General features: G+C 47.8%; 21 protein-coding genes and 1 other RNA gene. All 22 read left to right on the top strand.

Annotation, left to right across the window (positions count from 1 at the left end):
• The first annotated feature begins 178 nt into the window (after nucleotides 1–178).
• The 22 genes from ACI3EW_RS10710 (at nucleotide 179) to ACI3EW_RS10605 (ending at nucleotide 23,620) form a co-directional block, all read left to right on the top strand.
• Nucleotides 179–1,252: a carbamoyl phosphate synthase small subunit gene (locus tag ACI3EW_RS10710; protein ID WP_118532967.1), complete on the top strand. Its 1,074-nt coding sequence runs from the start codon at nucleotides 179–181 to the stop codon at nucleotides 1,250–1,252.
• Complete coding sequence (gene carB, locus ACI3EW_RS10705; protein WP_118532969.1) at nucleotides 1,252–4,452, top strand: carbamoyl-phosphate synthase large subunit; 3,201 nt, start codon at nucleotides 1,252–1,254, stop codon at nucleotides 4,450–4,452. The genes ACI3EW_RS10710 and carB overlap by 1 nt, the downstream gene beginning before the upstream one ends.
• A gap of 203 nt (nucleotides 4,453–4,655) precedes the next feature.
• Nucleotides 4,656–5,096, top strand: a complete 441-nt coding sequence (gene tnpA / locus ACI3EW_RS10700; RefSeq protein ID WP_118532971.1) for an IS200/IS605 family transposase — start codon at nucleotides 4,656–4,658, stop codon at nucleotides 5,094–5,096.
• Nucleotides 5,097–5,105: 9 nt separating this feature from the next.
• On the top strand, nucleotides 5,106–6,431 hold the full coding sequence (locus ACI3EW_RS10695) for an IS200/IS605 family accessory protein TnpB-related protein (RefSeq protein ID WP_118532973.1): 1,326 nt from the start codon (nucleotides 5,106–5,108) through the stop codon (nucleotides 6,429–6,431).
• A 421-nt stretch (nucleotides 6,432–6,852) separates the two neighbouring features.
• Nucleotides 6,853–7,824, top strand: coding sequence for a transporter substrate-binding domain-containing protein (locus ACI3EW_RS10690; protein ID WP_118532975.1), 972 nt, complete (start codon nucleotides 6,853–6,855; stop codon nucleotides 7,822–7,824).
• Nucleotides 7,825–7,984: 160 nt separating this feature from the next.
• Entirely contained in the window at nucleotides 7,985–8,674 is a 690-nt protein-coding gene (locus ACI3EW_RS10685; protein ID WP_118532977.1) for an amino acid ABC transporter permease, read from the top strand.
• A 10-nt stretch (nucleotides 8,675–8,684) separates the two neighbouring features.
• Nucleotides 8,685–9,410, top strand: a complete 726-nt coding sequence (locus ACI3EW_RS10680; RefSeq protein ID WP_117469609.1) for an amino acid ABC transporter ATP-binding protein — start codon at nucleotides 8,685–8,687, stop codon at nucleotides 9,408–9,410.
• Nucleotides 9,411–9,510: 100 nt separating this feature from the next.
• Nucleotides 9,511–10,974 carry a M20 family metallopeptidase gene (locus tag ACI3EW_RS10675; protein WP_118532979.1) on the top strand — a complete coding sequence of 488 codons (1,464 nt, stop codon included), beginning with the start codon at nucleotides 9,511–9,513 and terminating at the stop codon, nucleotides 10,972–10,974.
• A gap of 361 nt (nucleotides 10,975–11,335) precedes the next feature.
• A complete protein-coding gene (locus tag ACI3EW_RS10670) occupies nucleotides 11,336–12,343 on the top strand; it encodes a deoxyguanosinetriphosphate triphosphohydrolase (protein WP_118532997.1) in 1,008 nt (335 codons plus the stop codon).
• A 28-nt stretch (nucleotides 12,344–12,371) separates the two neighbouring features.
• Nucleotides 12,372–14,138: a DNA primase gene (dnaG, locus tag ACI3EW_RS10665; protein ID WP_118532981.1), complete on the top strand. Its 1,767-nt coding sequence runs from the start codon at nucleotides 12,372–12,374 to the stop codon at nucleotides 14,136–14,138.
• 24 nt (nucleotides 14,139–14,162) lie between these two features.
• On the top strand, nucleotides 14,163–15,287 hold the full coding sequence (gene rpoD, locus ACI3EW_RS10660; RefSeq protein ID WP_118321184.1) for an RNA polymerase sigma factor RpoD: 1,125 nt from the start codon (nucleotides 14,163–14,165) through the stop codon (nucleotides 15,285–15,287).
• Between the two features lie 26 nt (nucleotides 15,288–15,313).
• Nucleotides 15,314–16,111, top strand: a complete 798-nt coding sequence (locus ACI3EW_RS10655) for a class I SAM-dependent methyltransferase (protein WP_405580038.1) — start codon at nucleotides 15,314–15,316, stop codon at nucleotides 16,109–16,111.
• A complete protein-coding gene (locus ACI3EW_RS10650; protein WP_405580035.1) occupies nucleotides 16,089–16,889 on the top strand; it encodes a Nif3-like dinuclear metal center hexameric protein in 801 nt (266 codons plus the stop codon). Before ACI3EW_RS10655 ends, ACI3EW_RS10650 begins: the two co-directional genes overlap by 23 nt.
• 20 nt (nucleotides 16,890–16,909) lie before the next feature.
• Nucleotides 16,910–18,565 (top strand): nucleoside kinase, encoded by a 1,656-nt coding sequence (locus ACI3EW_RS10645; protein WP_118532987.1) that lies wholly within the window; start codon nucleotides 16,910–16,912, stop codon nucleotides 18,563–18,565.
• 135 nt (nucleotides 18,566–18,700) lie between these two features.
• Nucleotides 18,701–19,045: RNase P RNA component class A (gene rnpB / locus ACI3EW_RS10640), an RNA gene on the top strand.
• 183 nt (nucleotides 19,046–19,228) lie between these two features.
• A complete protein-coding gene (locus ACI3EW_RS10635) occupies nucleotides 19,229–19,387 on the top strand; it encodes a hypothetical protein (protein WP_405580032.1) in 159 nt (52 codons plus the stop codon).
• A gap of 37 nt (nucleotides 19,388–19,424) precedes the next feature.
• On the top strand, nucleotides 19,425–19,868 hold the full coding sequence (locus ACI3EW_RS10630) for a hypothetical protein (RefSeq protein WP_405580029.1): 444 nt from the start codon (nucleotides 19,425–19,427) through the stop codon (nucleotides 19,866–19,868).
• An 82-nt stretch (nucleotides 19,869–19,950) separates the two neighbouring features.
• Nucleotides 19,951–20,340: a hypothetical protein gene (locus tag ACI3EW_RS10625; RefSeq protein WP_405580026.1), complete on the top strand. Its 390-nt coding sequence runs from the start codon at nucleotides 19,951–19,953 to the stop codon at nucleotides 20,338–20,340.
• The gene (locus ACI3EW_RS10620) at nucleotides 20,328–21,089 is read left to right on the top strand and encodes a GNAT family N-acetyltransferase (protein ID WP_405580024.1); all 762 of its coding nucleotides are present in this window, start codon (nucleotides 20,328–20,330) and stop codon (nucleotides 21,087–21,089) included. The genes ACI3EW_RS10625 and ACI3EW_RS10620 overlap by 13 nt, the downstream gene beginning before the upstream one ends.
• Nucleotides 21,090–21,222: 133 nt before the next feature.
• Nucleotides 21,223–21,381: a hypothetical protein gene (locus tag ACI3EW_RS10615; protein WP_405580021.1), complete on the top strand. Its 159-nt coding sequence runs from the start codon at nucleotides 21,223–21,225 to the stop codon at nucleotides 21,379–21,381.
• Nucleotides 21,382–21,680: 299 nt separating this feature from the next.
• Nucleotides 21,681–21,914 (top strand): helix-turn-helix domain-containing protein, encoded by a 234-nt coding sequence (locus ACI3EW_RS10610; RefSeq protein WP_405580018.1) that lies wholly within the window; start codon nucleotides 21,681–21,683, stop codon nucleotides 21,912–21,914.
• On the top strand, nucleotides 21,911–23,620 hold the full coding sequence (locus tag ACI3EW_RS10605; RefSeq protein ID WP_405580016.1) for a phosphoadenosine phosphosulfate reductase domain-containing protein: 1,710 nt from the start codon (nucleotides 21,911–21,913) through the stop codon (nucleotides 23,618–23,620). Before ACI3EW_RS10610 ends, ACI3EW_RS10605 begins: the two co-directional genes overlap by 4 nt.
• Nucleotides 23,621–23,634 lie beyond the last annotated feature (14 nt).

Genomic DNA, 23,634 nt, shown 5'->3' with positions numbered 1-23,634 from the left:
CAATCCCTGAAAAATCACCGGGGTTTGCTACTGCTAACTTTCATTTGAAAAAACTTGAAAAAAATCCGCGAAACCAGTTGAAAAATATCGATACTCATGGTAGAATAGTGAAAATTTGGGCTGAGATAAGTATGCCCGGATCAAGCAGCGAAATGAACACATAAGAAAGGGTGGCGTCATGAAAGCATATTTAATACTGGAAGACGGAACCGTGTTTGAAGGAACAAGCATCGGCTCTACCAGAGAAGTGATCAGTGAAATTGTTTTTAACACATCCATGACCGGTTATTTAGAAGTCCTTACCGATCCGTCCTACGCAGGACAGGCAGTGGTAATGACTTATCCGTTAATTGGTAATTACGGTATTTGTAAAGAAGATATGGAGTCCGGACAGGCATGGCCGGATGGTTATATTGTCAGAGAATTATCTAGGATCCCCAGTAATTTCAGAAGTGGGGACACGATTCAGCATTTCTTAGAAGAACAGGATATTCCAGGTATCAGTGGTATCGATACAAGAGCCCTCACAAAGATTTTAAGAGAAAAAGGAACCATGAACGGCATGATCACAACGAACGGATCTTTTGATCTGGAAGAAGTGAAAGAGCGGATCAGGGCGTATCAGGTAACAGGCGTTGTATTAAAGACAACCACAAAAGAGAAATACGTTCTCCCGGGAGAAGGAAAGAAAGTTGCACTCATGGACTTTGGCGCAAAGAAGAATATCGCCAGAGAGTTAAATAAGAGAGGCTGCGAAGTGACCGTATATCCGGCAGATACTCCGGCTGAGGAAGTCTTAAAGACAAACCCGGATGGAATCATGCTTTCCAACGGCCCTGGAGATCCGGCAGAGAACACGGAGATCATCAAAGAAGTCAGAAAGTTTTATGAATCCGATGTTCCTGTTTTTGCCATCTGTCTCGGACATCAGCTCATGGCTCTTGCCACAGGCGCAAATACATATAAGCTGAAATATGGCCACCGCGGCGGAAATCACCCGGTAAAAGACCTTGAGACAGGCCGCGTCTACATTTCCTCCCAGAACCACGGATACGCGGTAGACGAACACAGCATGAATCCGGAGGTTGCCGTTCCGGCGTTCGTGAACGTGAACGATAAGACGAACGAGGGATTAAAGTACGTGGGCAAGAATATCTTCACCGTCCAGTACCACCCGGAAGCATGCCCGGGACCACAGGATTCCGGATATCTGTTTGACCGCTTTTTACGCATGATGGAGGAGGAAAGATAATGCCTAAGAATCCAGAGATCAAGAAAGTACTTGTAATCGGTTCCGGTCCGATCGTTATCGGCCAGGCCGCAGAATTTGACTACGCGGGAACACAGGCCTGCCGTTCCTTAAAGGAAGAAGGCATCGAGGTCGTTCTCTTAAACTCCAACCCGGCAACGATCATGACAGATAAGGATATCGCGGACCGGGTATATATTGAGCCGCTGACAACCGAGGTTGTCGAGCAGTTGATTAAGAAAGAAAAACCGGACAGTGTCCTCCCGACCCTTGGCGGCCAGGCCGGCTTAAACCTTGCAATGGAACTGGAGGAGGCAGGTATCTTAAAGGCAAATAACGTGCGCCTTATCGGTACAACAGCCCTCACGATCAAAAAAGCCGAAGACCGTGAAATGTTCAAGGAGACAATGGAAAAGATCGGCGAACCGGTGGCTCCGTCTGAGATCGTTGAGGATGTGAACACAGGTCTTGCTGTTGCAAAAGAGATCGGTTATCCGGTCGTTCTCCGTCCGGCTTATACCCTTGGCGGCTCCGGCGGCGGTATTGCCTATAATGAGGAGCAGTGCGCAGAGATCCTGGAGAACGGACTTCGTTTATCCCGTGTGGGCCAGGTCCTTGTAGAGCGCTGTATTGCGGGCTGGAAAGAGATCGAATATGAGGTTATGCGTGACGGTGCAGGCAATGTGATCACCGTCTGCAACATGGAGAATATCGACCCTGTGGGCGTACATACCGGTGACAGTATCGTTGTCGCTCCGTCCCAGACATTAGGAGATAAAGAGTACCAGATGCTTCGTACCTCCGCGTTAAAGATCATCACAGAGCTTGGTATCACCGGTGGCTGCAACGTACAGTACGCACTTCACCCGGAGAGCTTCGAGTACTGTGTAATTGAGGTAAACCCGCGTGTAAGCCGTTCCTCCGCCCTTGCGTCCAAGGCGACAGGATACCCGATCGCGAAGGTTGCCGCGAAGATCGCCCTCGGCTACACACTTGATGAGATCAAGAACGCTGTTACAAAGAAGACCTACGCAAGCTTCGAGCCGATGCTCGACTATGTGGTAGTCAAGATGCCGAGACTTCCCTTCGATAAATTCATCAATGCGAGTCACAAGTTAGGAACCCAGATGAAAGCGACCGGAGAGGTCATGAGTATCTGCACAAGCTTTGAGGGTGGCTTAATGAAAGCGATCCGCTCTCTGGAGCAGCATGTGGACTCCTTAATGTCTTACGACTACAGCGGACTCACAGATGAACAGTTAAAGGAGCAGCTTCACAACGTGGATGATCGCCGGATCTGGGTCATTGCGGAGGCACTCCGCCGCGGCTTCGATTACGAGCTGATCCACGACATCACGAAGATCGATATCTGGTTCATCGACAAGTTAATGATCCTCGTTGAGATGGAGAATGCCTTAAAGAAAGTTGGGAAGAACCTCGACGCTGATCTTTTAAAGGAAGCAAAGCGCATCGAATTCCCGGATAATGTGATTGCGAAACTCACAGGTCTCGCAGAAAATGAGATCAAGGAGATGCGTCATGCAAACGGCATCCGTGCTGCCTTCAAGATGGTAGATACCTGCGCGGCCGAGTTTGCAGCTGAAACTCCGTACTATTACTCCTGCTTCGGCAGCGAGAATGAGGCAGAGGGCGAGACTGAGAAGAAGAAGGTTCTCGTTCTCGGCTCCGGACCGATCCGCATTGGTCAGGGTATCGAGTTCGACTTCTGTTCTGTTCACAGCACCTGGGCCTTCGAGAAAGAGGGCTTTGAGACCGTCATCATCAACAATAACCCGGAGACTGTCAGCACAGACTTTGATATCGCTAACAAACTGTATTTCGAACCGCTGACTCCGGAGGATGTGGAGAGCATCGTTGATATTGAGAAACCGGACGGAGCAGTTGTCCAGTTCGGTGGACAGACAGCCATCAAGCTCACAGAGGCTCTGATGAAGATGGGAGTCCCGATCCTGGGAACCGCTGCCGAGGATGTTGACGCCGCTGAGGACAGAGAACTCTTCGATGAGATCCTGGAGCAGTGCCAGATCCCGAGAGCAAAGGGACAGACTGTATTTACAGCAGAAGAGGCGAAAAAGGCAGCAAATGAGTTAGGCTATCCGGTACTCGTTCGTCCGTCTTACGTTCTTGGCGGACAGGGTATGCAGATCGCGATCTGCGATGAGGATATCGACGAATTCATCGGCATCATCAACCGGATCGCGCAGGAGCATCCGATCTTAGTTGATAAGTATATCATGGGTAAGGAGATCGAGGTCGATGCGATCTGCGACGGTACCGATATCCTGATCCCGGGTATCATGGAGCATATCGAGCGTACCGGTATCCATTCCGGCGACAGTATCTCCGTATATCCGGCGAAGAGCATCACCGAGGACAACAAGAAGACGATCGTGGAATACACAGAGAAGCTCGCAAGGGCGCTCCATGTAAAGGGAATGATCAACATCCAGTTTATTGTAAATGACGAAGGTGTATTTATCATCGAGGTCAACCCGCGTTCCTCCAGAACCGTTCCGTATATCAGTAAGGTAACGGGAATCCCGATCGTACCGCTGGCAACTCAGATCATCTGCGGTCATACGATCCGTGAACTCGGCTACACACCGGGACTCCAGAAAGAGGCAGATTACTACGCAGTGAAGATGCCGGTATTCTCTTTCGAGAAGATCCGTGGAGCTGATATCAGCCTTGGACCGGAGATGAAATCCACAGGTGAATGCCTCGGCATCGCAAAGACCTTCAACGAAGCTCTTTACAAGGCCTTCCAGGGCGCAGGAATCAAGCTTCCGAAGTATAAGAACATGGTCATGACTGTCCGCGATTCCGATAAGGAAGAGATGCTCGACATTGCTGCGAGATTCAAGGCACAGGGTTACCGTATCTTCTGTACCGCAGGAACCGCAAAGTATTTCAATGAGCACGGCGTAAAGGTCATTCCGGTAAGAAAGATCGAGCAGGAGTCTCCGAACCTTCTTGACCTGATCCTTGGACATGAGATCGACCTTGTCATCGATATCCCAGCACAGGGCGCAGAGAGAAGCCATGACGGCTTTATCATCCGCCGGAATGCGATCGAGACAGGCGTTACCGTTCTCACTGCGGTCGATACTGCGAGAGCGCTTGTGACAAGTATGGAAAATCGTGCAAAAGAACTTACACTGATCAATATTGCTGAAATCTGATATTGGTAAAAAATAGAAGAGCAGCCCGTTTCACGCTGGAGTGAGATGGGCTGCTTTTTACGTTGCCCCAGCAGCGTATGCCGGAAATTTGAAAAACACGCACCGCATTCTCGTTACTTCAGTGATGAGTTAGGTGCGCTATTTATTTACAATAATATCGAACATATGTTTACATGCTTAGTAACATATGGTATAATATTCATATGGAAAAAGATATATTTACTATTAAAGAAAATTCTCTTTCGTATGGTAGAGGATATGTGTACTCGCTTCAATATCATCTGGTCTGGTGCACGAAATACCGAAAGAAAGTTCTGACCAATGGTGTAGATCAGGAGTGCAAAGAAATGTTGCAGGAAATCGCACAAGAATATCAATTTCGGATCCTTGCGATGGAAGTAATGCCGGACCATATCCACCTGTTACTGGATTGTAAACCGCAGTTCTTTGTTTCGGATATGATCAAGATCATGAAAGGAAATCTTGCGAGACAGTTGTTTCTTGCACATCCGGAACTGAAAAGGGAGCTGTGGGGCGGACATCTCTGGAACCCATCTTACTGCGCTGTGACCGTCAGTGACCGAAGTCGGGAACAGATCATGGCTTATATCGAAGGACAGAAAGAAAAAGAGAACAGAAAGTAGAGGAAACCTATGCAGGTCGTATCCAGCTATGGCGCGGAAATTAAAAATAAGAATATCCCGATCCGCCATACGCTGGCGCTTTACCGGGAGGCGGTCCGCTGTCTGACGGAGATATATGAGACCGTATGGACAGAGTTATCCATGATCGATCAGATAAAACGGAGATTTAACGAGGCGGAACATCTGGTACATGAAACAAAGAAGAATCATGCAAGATTTGACTTCGATGCCCGTTTTCCGAAAATGCCGTCATATCTGAGAAGAGCGGCGATCCAGCATGCGCTCGGGAGTGTTTCCTCGTACCATACAAGATTGGAACAGTGGAAAAATGGAGCGATTTCCGGAAAACCGAAGCTTGTATATGAAAACCATGCGATGCCGGTATTTTATCGGAATGTCATGTACAAACCAGGAGAAGAGAGTGAAGACGCGGCCTGCCTGAAGCTTTATGATGGTCATGACTGGAAATGGTTCCGCGCAGGTCTGCTTCATACGGATATGGAGTACCTGCGCAGGCACTGGTCCGGAAAAAAGTCTTCTGCTCCGGTTTTGGAAAAACGACATCAGAAATATTTTCTCCGCTTTTCTTATACGGAAGAAGTTACATTATCAAAAACACCTGTAAAGGATCAGCTCATCTGCAGTGTGGATCTTGGAATCAATACGGATGCAGTCTGTAGTATCATACGGTCAGACGGAACTGTCCTGGACCGGAAATTTATCAATTTCCCCAGTGAAAAAGACCGGCTGTCCCATGTACTCGGAAGGATCCGGAGATTCCAGAAGGAACACGGTTCCAAGCAGATCGGAAGCCGATGGGCGTATGCGAAACGTCTGAATACGGAACTTGCCAGAAAGACTGCCCGTTCGATCGCAGAATATGCTCATGAGAATCATGCGGATGTGATCGTGTTTGAGTACCTGGAAATGAAGGGAAAGATTTCAGGAAAGAAACGACAGAAACTGCATCTTTGGAAGAAACGGGAGATCCAGACTATGTGTGAACACAAAGCACACCGGTATGGGATCCGTGTGTCCCGTGTCTGCGCATGGAATACCAGCCGTCTGGCGTATGATGGAAGCGGACCGGTCAGCCGAGATCCGAAGAACCACAGCCTGTGTGTTTTCCAATCTGGAAAACAGTATAACTGTGATCTGTCAGCATCCTACAATATCGGAGCGAGATACTGGATTCGGGAAATCATAAAAACCTTACCGGAAACGGAAAGGTCTTCACTGGAGGCAAAAGTACCTGCGGTGAAGCGCAGAACCTCATGCGTTTATGCTGACCTGCTCATCCTTCAGAATGAGTATGGATGTTCGAAAGCTGCATAAACACAGGCAGATATCCGGAGGACTACCTGTTATGTGGAACCCAGCCGTACCCGGCATGGCGGATGCGCATATCTGCGCAGTTCTAAGTTTCAGGCGTATCCGCCGGTATCCGGTCTTGCCGTTTAAAACGGCTGAGAAGCATGTGACTTTAGTCATGTGAGGTTCACAGAGGTGACGCGCTATGCAAAAAAAGAAATATTAACGCTTTATCAAGATGAATATATGCATTGATAATGTATAAAACATTGAAAAAACTGCATGAAACAATATAATTATGCACTGAATATTGTATAAAATGCATAATCTATAAAAAAAACATAAAAAAGTGCTTTACAAAAGAATAATTATACATTATAATGCGTATCAACATCACACATGTGAGACATAGAAAAAGATAGAAACAAAGAGGAGAGGATCGATTATGAAGAAGAACATCGTTTTAGCTATGACAACAGCAGCGGTCATTGCTGCTCTTACAGGATGCGGAAGCTCCAAGACCACTGAGACAACGGCAGCAGCTACAACGGCAGCTGAGACAACAACAGCCGACGCGACAACAGCGGCTGAATCAAAGGAAGCAGATAAGACAGAGGCAGCAGCCGCAGCGGAAGGTTCCTTAAAGGCACTTGAGAATGTAGATCCGAAGGGCCATCTCGGAAAAGTTCTTGCGGCAGGAAAGATCACAATGGGAACATCCCCTGATTTCGCTCCGTGGGAATTCAAGGATGTCAGCAGTGGAACAACCGAGTATGTCGGTGCCGATGTGGAGCTTGCAAAATACATCGCTGAGAAGCTTGGCGTAGAACTTGAGATCAAGCCGATGGAGTTCTCCGCAATCCAGCAGGCAGTTACTTCCGGAAACATTGATATGGGTATCTCCGGCTTCGCTTACACAGATGAGCGTGCAGAGGCTATGGGACTTTCCGAGCGTTATAATGTAAACACGAAGAAAGGTCAGGGCCTTTTAGTTAAGAAGGAACTTGCTTCCCAGTACAATACAGCAGAATCCTTCGCAGGCAAGAAGGTTGCTACCCAGAACGCAACCTTACAGAACAAGCTTGCTACAGAGCAGCTTCCGTCTGACGTTCAGATCCAGTTAGTGACAAATATAACAGACGGTGTTATGATGTTAACAACAGGCAAGGTTGACGCACTCGCTGTATCCGGTGATAACGGTGAATCCCTTGCAAAGACATACGACGATATCGCAATGGCAGATTTCATGTTTGACTATTCAAGTGAAGGTAACGTTATCGCAGTCAAAAAAGGCGATGATGATCTCTTAAATGCGATCAACGAAGTGATCGTTGAAGTTAACGAGAAAGGTCTCTATGAGCAGTGGAGGGAAGAGGCAGTTGCTCTTGCTGATAAGCTCGGTATCGAGACGCACTAATTTCGGAGCGGATCGTTTCGTTCCGTGATGGAAGATCAGCGCAGGACGGAATCGGTTATCACTTCAGGTTACAGAAAATACAGAGCTCGGTCTTTCCGGTGAAAATGCCGGAAAGACCTTTGTCTGTTTTCAAGTTTTATCTACGAAAGGAGTTTTCCAGATGGAGTTTCTTAACGTCATGTTAAAAGTCTGGATGAAGTACTGGAACTTATTCTTACAGGGTCTTGGAATGACACTGTTTATGGGTCTCCTCACCGTCCTCATCAGTACCGTTTTCGGTTCTCTGATGGCACTGATGCGCCGCAGCAACGTGGGCATCGGAAAATTTAAGCCGCTCCGGCTGATCGCTACCGTTTATGTCGAAATTATCCGCGGTACGCCGATCCTGCTGCAGCTATATTTCTTCTACTTTATGCTGCCGACCTGGCTCCCGTTCCTCAACTTAAGCGAGTTTACATGCGTTATGACTGCATGCTGCGTAAACTCTACCGCTTATGTCTGTGAGATCGTCCGCGCAGGTATCCAGGCTGTCGATGTCGGACAGACTGAAGCTGCCCGTTCCCTTGGCTTAAACGCGCGCCAGACCATGATCCATATCGTTCTCCCGCAGGCAGTTAAGAATATTCTTCCGGCACTCTGCAACGAGTTCGTAGCGATCGTCAAGGAGACATCTCTGGCGTCCACGTTCTTTATCGGAGAACTTATGACCCAGTTTAAGACCATCAACGGTCTTACATTCCGTGTACTTGAGCCGTTAACCATCGTTGGTATCATTTACTTCGGCGTGACATTTATCATGTCCAAGCTGATTGCTTTACTGGAGAGGAGGATGAACGCAAGTGAGCGCTAATGAAAAAGAATTGATTCGTGTAGAAGATCTGCATAAATCCTTCGGCAGTCTTCAGGTATTAAAGGGTGTTACCGAGCATGTCAATCATGGCGAGGTCGTTTCTGTTATCGGACCGTCCGGCGGCGGTAAAAGTACATTTTTACGCTGCTTAAACCTTCTTGAGACACCGACATCCGGAAAGATCTATTTCGAGGGAACCGATATTACCGACAAGAATGTGGATATCAACCTGCATCGCCAGAAGATGGGAATGGTATTCCAGCACTTTAATGTATTCAATAATCTTACAGTTGGAAAGAATGTAACGCTCGCCCCGGTCCTTCTCGGAAAGAAAACACAGAAGGAAGCCGACGAGATGATGCGGGAGCTTTTAAACCGCGTTGGTCTTGCGGATAAGGAGAACCAGTTCCCAAAGAAGCTTTCCGGCGGACAAAAACAGCGTCTTGCGATCGTGCGCGCGCTGGCGATGGAACCGGATGTTATGCTTTTTGATGAGCCGACTTCCGCCCTTGATCCGGAGATGGTAGGAGAGGTTCTTCATGTTATCAAGGACCTTGTAAAGACAGGAATGACTACTGTGATCGTAACCCATGAGATGGGATTTGCGAGGGAGGTCTCCGACCGCGTATTCTTTATGGATGGCGGCGTGATCGCGGAGAAAGGCACTCCGGATGAGGTCTTCAATCATCCGCAGAACCCGAGGACACAGGAATTTTTAAGCAAGGTATTATACTGATGAAAGAACAGCGGGAAAAGCTGTTTTAACAGGAGCCATATCCCGCTCAGGCAGACTTTTGGAGTCTTGCCTGGCGGGATTTTTGAAAGGAGAACATGACATGTCAGCATCCAAACAGACAGCATTCGATTATATCGACGAGAAATCAGGAGTGATCACCGACGTATCCGATAAGATCTGGGACTATGCGGAGCTTTCCCTGAGAGAGTACAAATCCGGTGAACTTTACGCAAAGGTATTAAAAGAAGAAGGATTTACTGTCGAACATCCCTTTGACAACATTGAGACTGCATTCCGCGCTTCCTACGGTTCCGGAAAGCCGGTGATCGGTATTCTGGCTGAGTATGATGCTCTGACAGGTCTTTCCCAGATCGCCGGATCTGAGACCAGAAAAGAGCTTGTCGCAGACGGAAACGGCCACGGCTGCGGCCACAACCTTTTAGGTGCGGGTTCCATGGCTGCGGCTTTTGCTATAAAAAAATATCTGGAAGAAAAAGGTGAGGGAAGCGGTAAAGTGATCCTTTACGGCTGCCCGGGCGAGGAAGGCGCTGCGACAAAGGCATTCATGGCAAGAGACGGCGTGTTCGCGGAGTGCGACGCGGCTCTCACCTGGCATCCGGGCAATGTGAACCAGGTCACATCCGGAACCTGCAACACCTGTATCCAGAGCGAGTATAAGTTCACCGGAGTTGCCTCCCATGCAGCCGGTGCACCGGAAAAGGGACGTTCTGCTCTCGATGCGGTGGAGCTCATGAACATCGGCGTCCAGTTCTTAAGAGAGCACATGCCGGACAGCTCCAGGATCCACTACTCGATCACGGATGCCGGCGGAGATTCTCCGAACGTTGTCCAGCCGAGAGCGCAGGTCCTCTACATGGTCCGTTCCATCTGGGTCAAAGATGCCCTGGAGCTTCAGGAGCGGGTTGACCGGATCGCGCTTGCGGCATCCATGATGACGGACACAAAGATGGAGAAAAAGTTCATCGACGGCTGCTCCAACACAGTCCCGAACAAGGTCCTGGAATCCCTGATGTGGGAAAACTTCAATGACCTTGGCGTCTGCCATTACACAGAGGAAGAGTTAAAGTATGCGAAGGCGCTTTACGATTCTGTTGAGATGAAGTCTGCGGATCTTCCGGGAGATGCGACGAAGGACAGCGATGAGATCTACGAGTTTGTGGATGAGAAGTCCAAACATGGCACCGTGCCGATGAATGAGTTCCTTGTTCCGTACCTGTACTCCGAGAAGCCGAGAATGGGCTCCACGGATGTCGGTGATGTGAGCTGGTGCGTTCCGACCGCGCAGATCAACACTTCCACATTCCCGGCACAGGCGCCTGGACATTCCTGGCAGAATGTCTCCTGCGGACGGACATCCATTGCCCACAAGAACATGCTACTGGCAGGAAAAGTCATCGCAGCGACGGCGATCGATCTCATGGAGAAGCCGGATGTTCTTCAGGCGGCGAAAGATGAGTTCAATAAGAAGATGAAACGCTACGGCGGCTACATCTGCCCGATCCCGAAGGACGCGGTTCCGGTCGTTCCGGGCGAGAAGATGTAATTGTGCAGATAGTCACGAAAACAAAATAGACTGGTCGTAAGTCCGGCCGGACAGATCATGCAGCAGACGTTTGCTGCACAGAGCTGTCCGGCTTTTGTTGGTTTGGCCAATTCCGTAAAATGAAACCATATCTGCAGATTTCGCCAATTTACAGATTTTTTACACATTTTTCAGCGAAAAGATAGGAATCGCGGTTCTAAAACACGCAAAAATGTGGTATAATATAAAAGTATATTTTCAGATAGGAGAACAAATGGTTGCTTTCGGTGGCGGAAATTTTCTGAATTGAAGATTCCGTAAAATGTCGCTGCGGTCGTGGAGCCTGCTGATGTGTTTTCACGGCAGAAAGGAGCGGATGGATATGAATATCAGGGAAACGATGGAACAATGGGAACGCCAGAATCTCAGCCCGTATGCTGCTCTGAGCAGTGAGACGCTGGGGCGGGACCGCGAGGAAGTCCCCTGTGATGTCCGTCCTGCCTACCAGCGGGACCGTGACCGGATCCTGCACAGCAAGTCATTTCGCCGCCTGAAAGACAAGACACAGGTCTTTCTGGCCCCGGAAGGCGACCACTACCGCACGAGGCTGACGCACACGCTGGAGGTCTCCCAGATCGCCAGGACGATCGCAAAGGCGCTTCGGATGAATGAATCCCTGACGGAGGCGATCGCGCTGGGACATGATCTCGGACATACGCCTTTCGGACATGCCGGCGAGTACATATTAAATGAGATCTGTGAGGACGGTTTCGCCCACTTTAAACAGAGTGTCCGGATCGTGGAGGTCCTGGAGAAAAAAGGACAGGGATTAAACCTCACGAAGGAAGTGCGCGACGGGATCTTAAACCACAGAACGTCAGGAAACCCTGCGACGCTGGAGGGAAAGATCGTCCGCTTCTCTGATAAGATCGCGTACATCAATCATGACATCGATGATGCGATCCGCGGGAAGATCATCACCGAGAAAGATATCCCCAGAGAGTTTGCGGATGTCCTCGGTGATACGGTAAAGGACCGCCTGAATATCATGATCCATGATATCATCAACAACAGCATGGACAAGCCGTCGATCTTCATGTCTCCGAATGTGGAGCAGGCGATGCGCGGGATGAGAGAGTGGATGTTCGAGCATGTCTACCGGAATCCGGCCGCAAAAGGCGAGGAGGGAAGAGCGCAGCAGCTGATCGTGACGCTCTATGAATATTATCTGAAACATGTGGACGAGCTTCCGGAGGAATTCCGGATGATGATGGAGACCCGCGGTGAGAAGAAAGAGCGGGTCGTCTGCGATTATATTGCCGGGATGAGCGACGGATACGCGATCGACCGGTTTGAGGAATTATTTGTGCCGAAGGCATGGAAGATATAAAAAATACGCATTGTGGGAGGGATGAAACGTGTATTATCCGGAAGAAGTGATCGAGGAGGTACGGACGAGGAATGATATCGTGGATATCGTGTCCCAGTATGTAAATCTGAAGAAAAAGGGCGCAAACTATTTCGGCCTGTGCCCGTTTCATAACGAGAAATCCCCGTCGTTTTCTGTCTCCCCATCGAAGCAGATGTACTACTGTTTTGGCTGCGGAGCAGGAGGAAACGTGATCTCCTTCGTGATGGAATATGAAAATTATACCTTTGTGGAGGCTGTGAAGATGCTGGCGGACCGCGCCGGGATCGCGCTGCCGGAGATGGAATATTCGAAGGAAGCAAAGGCCCAGGCAAGCTTAAAAAATACGCTCCTGGAGATCAACCGCCTTGCTGCAAATTTCTTTTATTACCAGCTAAAGCAGCCAGCCGGCAAGATCGGATATGATTACCTGAAGGAAAAGCGGCGGCTGAGCGATGATACGATCCGCCATTTCGGACTTGGATATTCCAGCAAAGTGCCGGATGATCTGTACCGGTATATGCGATCGAAAGGGTATCACGATGATATCTTAAAAGAGACAGGCCTCTTCTTTATTGATGAGCGCGGGGCAAGGGATAAGTTCTGGAACCGCGTCATGTTCCCGATCCTGGACGTCAACAACCGCGTCATCGGCTTCGGCGGACGTGTGATGGGGGATGGGGAGCCGAAGTATTTAAACTCCCCGGAGACGAAGATCTTCGATAAGAGCCGGAATCTTTATGGACTGAACTTCGCAAGAACGTCCAGGGCGAAATATATGCTGGTCTGCGAGGGATATGTCGATGTGATCGCGATGCACCAGGCGGGTTTTACGAATGCCGTGGCGTCCTTAGGGACCGCATTTACGTCCCAGCACGCGATGCTGTTAAAGCGATATACGGATCAGGTGATCCTGACCTACGACAGCGACGGAGCCGGCGTGAAAGCGGCGCTCCGGGCGATCCCGATCCTGAAAGAAGTCGGGATGTCCATCAAGGTTTTAAACATGAAGCCGTATAAAGATCCGGATGAGTTTATCAAGAACCTCGGAAAAGAGGAGTTCCAGAAGCGGATCGACAACGCAGTCGGGAGTTTCATGTTCGAGATCTCGGTGATCCGGAACCAGTACAACATGCAGGATCCGGAGTCAAAGACAGGATTTTATAATGCCGTCGCGAAGAAGCTGCTGGAATTCCCGGAAAAGCTTGAGAGGGATAACTATACGGAAGCCGTCGCAAGGGAGTATATGATCCCGGAGGCAGACCTCAAAAATCTCGTGAATTCCATGGGCGGACTCATCGGAGTGACGACAAGAGAGCGCGAGTATGACAAAGAGCGGATCCGACAGAAAAAGGAGAAGGAGGACGGGATCCGGAAGTCCCAGCGACTGCTCCTCACATGGCTCATCGAGCGGCCGGAGCTGTTCGAAAAGATCCGCGGCATCATCACGCCGGAGGATTTCGATGATGAACTCTATCGGGAAGCAGCGTCCATGGTGTTTGAGGAATATGAAAAAACAGGAAGCGTGAACCCTGCCCAGATCCTGAATCATTTCATCGAGGGCGAGGAACAATACAGGGAAGTAGCTGCCCTGTTCCATGCGACACTCAGTGAATCCTTAAATAATGAGGAGCAGAGGAGAGCGTTTTCCGAGACAGTCAAAAAGATCAAGAAACACAGTCTGGATGTGAAGGGAAAGACTGCAGATATCAGAGAATTACAGGAAATTATCAGGCAGCAGTCGGAACTTGCTGCCCTGAATATCACACTGGACTAGAATCCAGCCGGGAAGGATGGAATTATGGAGGAAAAGACACTTACATTTGACGAGAAGTTATCAAAACTTCTGGAACTCGCAAAGAGCAAAAAGAATGTCCTGGAAGAGAAGGACATTCACGATGCGTTTGCGGGGGAAGAACTGACACCTGAGAAGCTGGACCGCATATATGACTTCCTGGATAAAAAGCATGTTGATGTTTTAAAAATGTCAAACGATGACGATATGGATCCGGATCTGTTCACAGAGGATGAAGATCCGGACCCGGAGGATGAGATCGATATGGAACATATCGACCTCTCAGTTCCGGAAGGAGTCAGCGTGGATGACCCTGTCCGGATGTATTTAAAGGAGATTGGGAAAGTGCCGTTGCTCTCCCCGGATGAGGAGATCGAGCTGGCAAAGAAGATCGAGCTTGGGGATGAGGCGGCGAAAAAGAAGCTCGCCGAGGCCAATTTACGTCTTGTGGTCAGCATCGCAAAGCGCTATGTGGGACGCGGGATGCAGCTTCTGGACCTGATCCAGGAGGGAAATCTCGGACTCATCAAGGCCGTGGAAAAGTTTGATTACCGGAAGGGATACAAGTTCAGCACTTACGCGACCTGGTGGATCCGTCAGGCGATCACCCGCGCGATCGCGGACCAGGCGAGAACGATCCGGATCCCGGTCCATATGGTCGAGACGATTAACCGGCTTGTGAGAACACAGCGCCAGCTGGTACAGAAACTCGGAAGAGAGGCAACGCCGGAGGAGCTTGCGAAAGAGCTCGATATGCCGGTAGACCGCGTGAGAGAGATCATGAAGATCTCCCAGGATCCGGTGTCCCTGGAGACGCCGATCGGTGAGGAGGAGGACAGCCATCTTGGAGATTTTATCCAGGATGACAACGTGGAAGTGCCGGCGGATGCCGCGACGTACACACTGCTCCATGAACAGCTGATGGAGGTCCTTTCAACGCTCACGGAGCGGGAGCAGAAGGTCCTGCGGCTGCGGTTTGGTCTGGATGACGGGAGACCGAGGACGCTGGAGGAGGTCGGAAGACAGTTCAATGTGACGAGGGAGCGGATCCGGCAGATCGAGGCGAAGGCACTCCGGAAACTGCGCCATCCGAGCAGAAGCAAGGTTTTAAAGGATTATTTGGACGAATAAGCGAAAAAAGAATGGAGAAAACATATATGAAATTATCAGAACGCCTGGAGATGGTGCTCTCGTTCGTGGAACCGGGAGAATCCGCGGCAGACGTTGGGACGGACCACGGGCATGTGCCGGTGGAACTTGTCCGGAGAGGAATCGTAAAAAAGGCAGTTGCGATGGATGTGCGGAAGGGACCGCTTTCCCGTGCAGCGGAGAATATTGCGCTCGCAGGACTTTCGGAGAAGATCGCGACAAGACTCTCAGACGGGGTGGCAAAGCTGCTTCCCGGGGAGGCGGACTCGGTCGTGATCGCCGGAATGGGCGGTGAGCTGATCATTAAGATCCTGGAGAACGGAAGGCACATGTGGGATTCCGTGTCCCAGTGGGTGTTGTCCCCGCAGTCGGAGATCTTTAAGGTCCGCAGATGGCTTTTGGAAAACGGGTTTGAGATCCGCAGGGAAGATATGCTCTTAGAGGACGGGAAGTATTATACGGTGATGGATGTCCGAAGAAGAGGCTCCGGTGACGCTGATCAGGCGGCAGATGCTCTGAAAGGTGCAGATCAGGCAGATGGGAATGCGCAGGATGCAGCTTCCGCCAGTGGGCTTTCCGGACTTTCTGAGGACAGCCGGATGCTCTACGGGGATTATCTGATCCGGACGAAAAATTCGGTGCTTCTTACATATCTGAAAGAGGAAGAGGAAAAGCTCGCTCGTTTTATCGGGGATCTTTCCGCAAAGGCCGGTTCTTCGGAGCGGGCGGCTGAACGTCTTTCGGAGTTAAAAGTACAGTTGAGGGAAAATCAGGAGGTACAGCATGAAATGCAGGGAGATCATTGAGATTTTAGAGACGCTTGCGCCGAAGTCCTGTGCCTGTGACTGGGACAATCCGGGACTTCTTGCTGGGCGTATGGATAAGGATGTAAAGAAGATCCTGCTGACACTGGACGCGGACGATGCGGCGGTGGAGCGGGCGAAAGAGATCGGTGCGGATATGCTTTTGAGTCATCATCCGCTGATCTTCAAGCCGGTGAAGCATGTTTCCGATGAGGATTTTATCGGAAGACGTCTTGTCTCCCTGATCCAGGCGGATGTATCCTATTATGCGATGCACACGAATTTTGACTCGGCGCCGGGATGTATGGCGGATATTGTCGCGGACCGGCTGAATTTTGTGGATCGGAAGCCGCTGGAGCTTATGGGAGAGCTTTCGGGAACTGCTTATGGAATCGGAAAGACCGGAACTTTGAAGAAGCCGATGACGGGTCCGGAGCTTGCTAGAGAAGTGAAGAACCGGTTTGGACTGCCGTTTGTCACGGTCTACGGGAGTGAGCTTTATGAAAATGAGCCGGTGACGAGAGCGGCGACTTGTCCGGGTGCCGGAGGAAGTGAGATCCGGGAGGCGCTTCGGGCAGGAGCGCAGGTGTTTATTACCGGGGATATCAGTCACCATGAGGGAATCGATGCGGCAGCCCAGGGGATGATGATCATTGATGCGGGGCATTATGGGCTGGAGCATGTGTTTATGGACTTTATGGAGGGATTTTTGCGGGATAAATTGCCGGAGGAAGTTGCGATCGAGAAGATGGCGGTGAAGTTTCCGGCGGTGGTGATATAGGATGGATTGGAGGCGGTTTTATGGCAGTTGTGAAGGCGAATGGAATCGGGAAGGTTTATCCGGAGGGGACTACATATCTGGAGATCGCGAGGGATTTTCAGGATCAGTATGAGAATGACATTCTGCTTGTAAGAGTGAATGGAAAGCTCAGGGAGCTGGATAAGACTCTGACGGAGGATTCGGAGATTTCGTTTATCACGGCGGAGGGGAATGCCGGGTATAAGACATATGAGCGCAGTGCGATCTTTCTGATGCTGAAGGCGTTTTATGAGGTAGTCCCGAGAGAGAAGATCAGGAAGATCCAGATCGATTTTGCGCTTGGAAACGGAATTTACGGGGAGCTTGTCGGGGATGTCCCGGTGGATGAGAAGCTGCTTTTAAAGGTAAAGGCGCAGATGGAGAAGCTGCGGGATGCGGCAATCCCGGTCAAGAAGCGGAGCATCAACACGGATGATGCGGTGGAGCTGTTCGGGAAGCATGGGATGCATGATAAGGAGCAGCTGTTCCAGTACCGGCGGGCATCTCGGGTGAATATTTACAGTATCGGAGAGTTTGAGGACTATTTTTACGGGTATATGGTCCCGGACACGAGTTATGTGAAGTATTTTGATCTGGTGCCGTGCCATGCGGGATTTCTGCTGCTGCTTCCGGTGAAATCGGATCCGAAGCATGTGGAGCATCCGGCGGTCAGGGAGAAGCTGTTCTCGATCCTTCATTCATCGTATCGCTGGAGTGACAGTCTTGAGGTCCCGAATGTCGGTGCTCTGAATAAGATGATCGCGGACGGGAAGGGACAGGATCTGATCCTGATGCAGGAGGCACTCCAGGAGAAGAATATCGGTCAGGTTGCGGAACAGGCCGTGAAGGATCCGGACCGCAGGATCGTGATGATCGCAGGACCGTCTTCTTCGGGAAAAACAACATTCAGCCATCGGCTTTCGACGCAGTTTGCAGCGCTCGGATATAATCCGCATCCGATCTCCGTGGACAATTATTTCCGCAACCGGGAAGAGTATCCGCTCGATGAGAACGGACAGCCGGATTTTGAGGCGCTCGGGTGTGTGGATATTCCGCAGTTTAATGAGGATATGAACGCTCTGCTCTCCGGCAAGACCATCGAACTTCCACGGTTTAACTTTAAGACCGGTAAGAGGGAATACAAAGGCGAAATGCTGAAGCTTGGAAAGAAGGATATTCTCGTCATCGAGGGCATCCACTGCCTGAATGACGCGATGTCCTCAGAACTTCCGAAGGACAGTAAATTTAAGATCTACATCAGCGCCCTGACGCAGTTAAATGTGGACGAGCACAACCGGATCCCGACGACAGACGGGCGACTGATCCGTCGGATGGTGCGCGATGCGAGAACGAGGGGAACCTCCGCGTTAGAGACCATCGAGCGCTGGCCGTCGGTGCGCCGCGGCGAGGACAAGAATATCTTCCCGTACCAGGAGAGCGCCGATGTGATGTTTAACTCCGCGCTTGTGTATGAGCTTGCGGTATTGAAGCTCTATGCGGAACCGCTGCTCTTCAATATCCCGAGAGACCGGGAAGAGTATGATGAGGCGAAGCGGCTCCTCAAATTCCTGGATTATTTCCTTGCCATCGACAGTGATGTGATCCCGAAGACTTCGATTCTCAGGGAGTTTATCGGGGGAAGCTGTCTGAATGTGTAGTTGTATCCGTTTTTTTCTGTGGCATTTTCATATGAGTGTGCATCCATATGGACATTATCTGTAAAAGCCGTAACGAAAAAAATATAAACACACGTCTGGACATCAAAATAAATATATGCTAAAATAAACAAGTTCTGAGTAGGACAGATGGTCGCTGCTGCAATTCTCAGGGATGCAGGAGAGGAAAGTCCGGGCTTCAAAGGGCAGGGTGCCGGATAACGTCCGGCGAAGGCGACTTCAGAGACAGTGCAACAGAAATAAACCGCATGGCAGCATGTAAGGGTGGAAAGGCAGTGTAAGAGACTACCGCCTCACTGGTAACAGGGAGGGCACATGCAAACCTCACTCGAAGCAAGGCCAAACAGGAAGCATAAGGCGGCCCGTCTGCTTCCGGGTAGGCCGCTTGAGCCGTCCGGTGACGGACGGTCTAGATAGATGACCATCCAACGACATAACCCGGCTTATCGTCTTGCTCAGAATATTGAATAAGGAAAATGATGAAGACCGCTTTCCAGGATCTCGGGTTGAGATTTTGGGGAGCGGTCTTTTGAATGTTCAAAAGCTGTATTTGTTACTGGAAATGCGACACAAATGTTATCATCTGTGATATGATAAAGCCAGAGAACGAGCGGACAAATTGTATCAGATCAGGAGGTAGTGGATATGCGTGAGTGGATGGATTTAAATGATGATGGAGAGATCGATGCTTTTGAGCAGATGATGAAAGATGAGATGCTTTGCACCAGCCGGGAAGAACATATTGCATTGTTTGGAGATGCCGGGGATTTTGATGATGATGAAGATGACGACGATGATTTCTAAGAATATTTTCTGAATGACTGCGGGAAAGTGATGGACAGTGGATAATACTGGAAAGGAAAAAGCTCAATTTGAATATTTATTTCTGGATATAGAGTGGAATCAGGCACCTGGAACGACAGAAATAGATGGCTGGGAAATAATTCAGATCGGTATAGTAGCAGCTGATGCAGAAATGCATCCATTAAAGACGTTTTCTAAAGCCATTAAATTGAGTGATCCAGAGCTGTTTAATGAAAAAACGGTAAAAATTTCCCATACACCACTCTCCAATATCATGCAGGGAAAATCAGAAGAAACAGTTTTGAGAAGCTTTGCACAGACATTTCCCCAATACCATTATATTGTCGTATGGACAAAAGATACTTACGAGCTGTTCAAACGAGATATGAGCAATAATGGAATCCTGCTGAAAAGGCATAAAATAATAGTTATGCAAGAAATAATTGGTATTATCGCAGGAAAGCTGTTATCAGAAATATAGCGATGCGACTGCGGAAGAGAGCTGTATTGCAAACGTTGTGACAAAGAAACTGCATGCAGAGAATTGCAGGTATATAAAAAATATGCCGCTTACGGAAAAGAATATAGAAAAAATATGCAAGTGGTTTCAGCTATCATACAGTATCAGCAATGATACCGTATTTATCCGGACTGCATTTGCAAGCTGGATCGTATATTTACAGGACAATAAAGTAAAGAAGCTGCTTCATGAAAATTATCGGTCATTTAATCCCAAGTCTTTTAAAAAACAGAAATTGAAATGCACGGAAGGATATCACAAACAAACATTGCCATCAGACAATTTTTTTGAAGTGGTCGAATACATAAAATGTCATGATTCCGGTGCAGTGAAAAGAATGTCAGAGAAAAGCAGACTGGAAAAACTACTGGAACAGGTCGCATCGGAACTTAAAATAAAGGATGTAGAAGAGGCAGATGAATGGAAAATATAACGATAAGAGATATTTGTGGGAACGATAAGGAAGAATATTTTAAATTACAAAAAGAAACGTGGATCAATCCTAAGAATATAGATGGTGATCAAGAGAAACTATGGGAAATGAAATTAGAGGATGAGCAGATTAATTGTACGATTACAGATGGAAATACGATCTATGGATTCTGTGGTGTAAAACGTAAAGTTGATGTTTATCCGGAAGTTGAGATAGAAATTTTTAAGGAATATGCTCATAAAGGGATTGGATCTGATGCTCTTACTCTTTTATTGGAGAGGGGAGCAAAAGAAAAAAGATTCCAGACATATATTGCAAAGGTATCACCGGATAATTATCCAAGTATCCTGCTTTTTCGAAAGCTCGGTGCAAAACCGGCAGGTCTGAAAAGAAATATCATTATTGATGAAAAAGAAACAGAGGAATACGAGACCAGAAATAAGGACTATATTACTGATAATTTAAGAACTGTTGCAAAACTTTTTCAAGTTGAGGCAGAATGTCTGCTTAGCCATAATCTGATTTTTCAGATGGACATGCCAATTTCAAAAGTCCCGCAGTTTGATTTAGAATTAAAGGGCAACCTTCAGTACGAAAAGAATATTGAACGATGTGCATATAGATATCATAAAGAATATCTGGTAAGGGAATTGACGAAAATAAAAGATCAAATAGCAAATGCCAAGAAGAAAGAGGATATAGAAGAAAGCTTTACAAGTCTTATCGCAAAGATGGAATTGTTGCTTTAAAGCTAAGAGCATGATTGAAAAAAAGAAAAGAAACGGAAACCTGTTTCATGCGATGCAAAAAGGAATATCTGTGATATGATAGAGAAAGAGAATATCTGCAGGTGCACCTGCGGCGGATCAGGGGGTATTATATATGCGAGAATGGATGGATTTAAACGATGATGGAGAAATCGATGCTTTCGAACAGATGGTGAAAGATGAGATGCTTTGCACCAGTCGTGAAGAGCATATAGCGTTGTTCGGCGATGCCGGGGATTTCGATGATGATAGTGATGAAGATGATGACTTCTAAAAAATTGTAATAGAACGGCTGTTAAGGTCATCTTGAAGCGGATCAACCCAGCTAATTCTACATATAAGTGATTGACTGATATAACTCAAGGAGAGTTTAAGGCAAATCATATGTGTGTGGAGTTGACTGGGTATTTTTTGGCATACCTATGTGATGAGAAAATACATAACTAAAAAGGAAGAAAAACAAAGTAATAATAATTTCTGCAAAATTAGATTGCAATTTGCAATACTATTTGTCGTTTTTGCAAACTCATTGTATAATAGAGATAGTTGACAAAAAATGAAAAGGGTGAGAATATGGCAATCAGCTACAATAAATTATGGAAATTACTCATTGACAAAAATATGAAGAAAATGGAACTGCGTTGTGCCGCGGGGATCTCTACAAATGCCCTGGCGAAACTTGGAAAAAATGAGAATGTAAATACGGGTGTTCTTGAAAAAATATGCCATGCCCTTAATTGCCAGGTGGCGGACATTATGGAGATTACAGATGTGGAAGATAGTTGTTTGAAGAGAGAAGAAAAATGATTAAGTATATTTGTAAAAAATGCAATATCAATACAGAAACTTCCGTTTGTCCTGTTTGTGGAGAGCGAGCGGAGGTGGAAAGTTCCACTATTTATTGGTGTGATGATTGCAATATTCCATTATATGATGAAATTTGCCCAATTTGCGGGAAAAAGGGACATAGAATCGGTTCTGATTTAAGGCCAGTATTTCCTGAAGAACGATTGCTTCTGGAAGTGATGCTTGGGGAACCTTTTAAATATAAGAATGCTGCGGTATGGAACGCCTCCGGCAACTTTTATTATGCTGATGGAAAAAAGATTCCGTTTTCTGTAAAACAGACAAAGCTGTTGGATGCAAAAAAAATCAGAGAACAGATAGAAGAGCTTTCGCCCCAAAATTCATACGATTTTTTCAATGAGAATATTCGTAAATTTCTTGTTGCAAATCGCCAGAGGTATGATTATATCTCAAATGAGGCCATGGAGTATATCAGAACTATGGCTGAAGGCGTAAGTCTGACGGAAATGTTTGTATCTTTCAGCGGCGGAAAAGATAGTACGGTTGTTTCAGACCTTGTTTTGAGAGCATTAGGGACCCAGCAAGTGCTGCATTTGTATGGAGATACAACCTTAGAATTCCCAGAATCCGCAAAATATGTGAAACGATTTAAGGCAGAGCATCCAAAAACTCTTGTGATTACAGCTAAAAACAAAGACAAGAATTTTGAAGAACTTTGCGAACAGTTGGGACCGCCGTCACGAGTGATGCGTTGGTGCTGCACGATTTTTAAGACTGGGGCAATTCAAAGAAAGATCCAGACGTTATTTAAGAACCAGAAAAGGATCCTCACTTTTTATGGTATCCGGAGGAGCGAGTCAAATTCCAGAAACAAATATGACAGGGAATCCGACAGTCCAAAGATTGCGGTACAGAGAACGGTGTCCCCGATTATTGACTGGATGGATTTCGATATATGGTTATACTTGCTGACGACCGGGACTGATTTTAATGATGCCTACCGTTTAGGATATACGAGAGTAGGATGCTGGTGTTGTCCGAACAACAGTGCATGGTCAGGATTTTTATCAGAAGTATATATGCCGGAGCAGTATGAAAGATGGCATACGTTCCTTATTGACTTTGCAAAACGGATTGGAAAACCGGATCCGGAAGTTTATGTCGATGACGGATGGTGGAAAGCTAGACAGGGAGGAAACGGACTGGATTATGCACAGACTTCCGTTCTGACCTTTGAACCGTGTGCCTTGCAGGAAAATACATTGAATTTCGAACTTCAGAGACCGATCAGCGAAGAACTCTATGAGTTGTTCAAACCGTTTGGGTATATTAACAAATCTCTTGGAAATGAGCGGCTTGGTGAAGTATACGTTGTTGGGAAAGACGGCACCTTGCAGCTGAAATTGCAGGGGAAAATTGGCCAGACAACATTGAAAGTCAGTGTTCTTAACAAAAATGCGGCCCACAGTAACGGCCTAAAATCTGTGGAAGACAAAATAAAGAATCAGATTACGAAATTTCAGATGTGTATGGGATGTCTCGGCTGTGAAAGTGCTTGCCGATTTGGTGCGATCGAGATTATTACAAATCATTCAGGTTTGGTTTCGTATAAAATAAAAGATGATAAATGTGTTCGGTGTGGACATTGCATTACCCATTATGATGGTGGATGTTATATGAGAAAGGTCATGTGTATCAAACGCTAAGAGAGGGCAACAGG

The sequence above is a fragment of the Pilosibacter rotomagensis genome (genome assembly GCF_045062245.2).
In the GTDB taxonomy this organism is placed as follows: Bacteria; Bacillota; Clostridia; order Lachnospirales; family Lachnospiraceae; genus Pilosibacter.
This window is presented reverse-complemented; position numbering and strand designations above follow the sequence as displayed.

What these genes read in the sequence shown, in the direction of transcription:
- ACI3EW_RS10710 (WP_118532967.1), top strand. Translation starts at nt 179, where the DNA reads ATGAAAGCATATTTAATACTGGAAGACGGAACCGTGTTTGAAGGAACA.
- carB (WP_118532969.1), top strand. Translation starts at nt 1,252, where the DNA reads ATGCCTAAGAATCCAGAGATCAAGAAAGTACTTGTAATCGGTTCCGGT.
- tnpA (WP_118532971.1), top strand. Translation starts at nt 4,656, where the DNA reads ATGGAAAAAGATATATTTACTATTAAAGAAAATTCTCTTTCGTATGGT.
- ACI3EW_RS10695 (WP_118532973.1), top strand. Translation starts at nt 5,106, where the DNA reads ATGCAGGTCGTATCCAGCTATGGCGCGGAAATTAAAAATAAGAATATC.
- ACI3EW_RS10690 (WP_118532975.1), top strand. Translation starts at nt 6,853, where the DNA reads ATGAAGAAGAACATCGTTTTAGCTATGACAACAGCAGCGGTCATTGCT.
- ACI3EW_RS10685 (WP_118532977.1), top strand. Translation starts at nt 7,985, where the DNA reads ATGGAGTTTCTTAACGTCATGTTAAAAGTCTGGATGAAGTACTGGAAC.
- ACI3EW_RS10675 (WP_118532979.1), top strand. Translation starts at nt 9,511, where the DNA reads ATGTCAGCATCCAAACAGACAGCATTCGATTATATCGACGAGAAATCA.
- ACI3EW_RS10670 (WP_118532997.1), top strand. Translation starts at nt 11,336, where the DNA reads ATGAATATCAGGGAAACGATGGAACAATGGGAACGCCAGAATCTCAGC.
- rpoD (WP_118321184.1), top strand. Translation starts at nt 14,163, where the DNA reads ATGGAGGAAAAGACACTTACATTTGACGAGAAGTTATCAAAACTTCTG.
- ACI3EW_RS10655 (WP_405580038.1), top strand. Translation starts at nt 15,314, where the DNA reads ATGAAATTATCAGAACGCCTGGAGATGGTGCTCTCGTTCGTGGAACCG.
- ACI3EW_RS10650 (WP_405580035.1), top strand. Translation starts at nt 16,089, where the DNA reads ATGAAATGCAGGGAGATCATTGAGATTTTAGAGACGCTTGCGCCGAAG.
- ACI3EW_RS10645 (WP_118532987.1), top strand. Translation starts at nt 16,910, where the DNA reads ATGGCAGTTGTGAAGGCGAATGGAATCGGGAAGGTTTATCCGGAGGGG.
- ACI3EW_RS10635 (WP_405580032.1), top strand. Translation starts at nt 19,229, where the DNA reads ATGCGTGAGTGGATGGATTTAAATGATGATGGAGAGATCGATGCTTTT.
- ACI3EW_RS10625 (WP_405580026.1), top strand. Translation starts at nt 19,951, where the DNA reads ATGCCGCTTACGGAAAAGAATATAGAAAAAATATGCAAGTGGTTTCAG.
- ACI3EW_RS10620 (WP_405580024.1), top strand. Translation starts at nt 20,328, where the DNA reads ATGGAAAATATAACGATAAGAGATATTTGTGGGAACGATAAGGAAGAA.
- ACI3EW_RS10615 (WP_405580021.1), top strand. Translation starts at nt 21,223, where the DNA reads ATGCGAGAATGGATGGATTTAAACGATGATGGAGAAATCGATGCTTTC.
- ACI3EW_RS10610 (WP_405580018.1), top strand. Translation starts at nt 21,681, where the DNA reads ATGGCAATCAGCTACAATAAATTATGGAAATTACTCATTGACAAAAAT.
- ACI3EW_RS10605 (WP_405580016.1), top strand. Translation starts at nt 21,911, where the DNA reads ATGATTAAGTATATTTGTAAAAAATGCAATATCAATACAGAAACTTCC.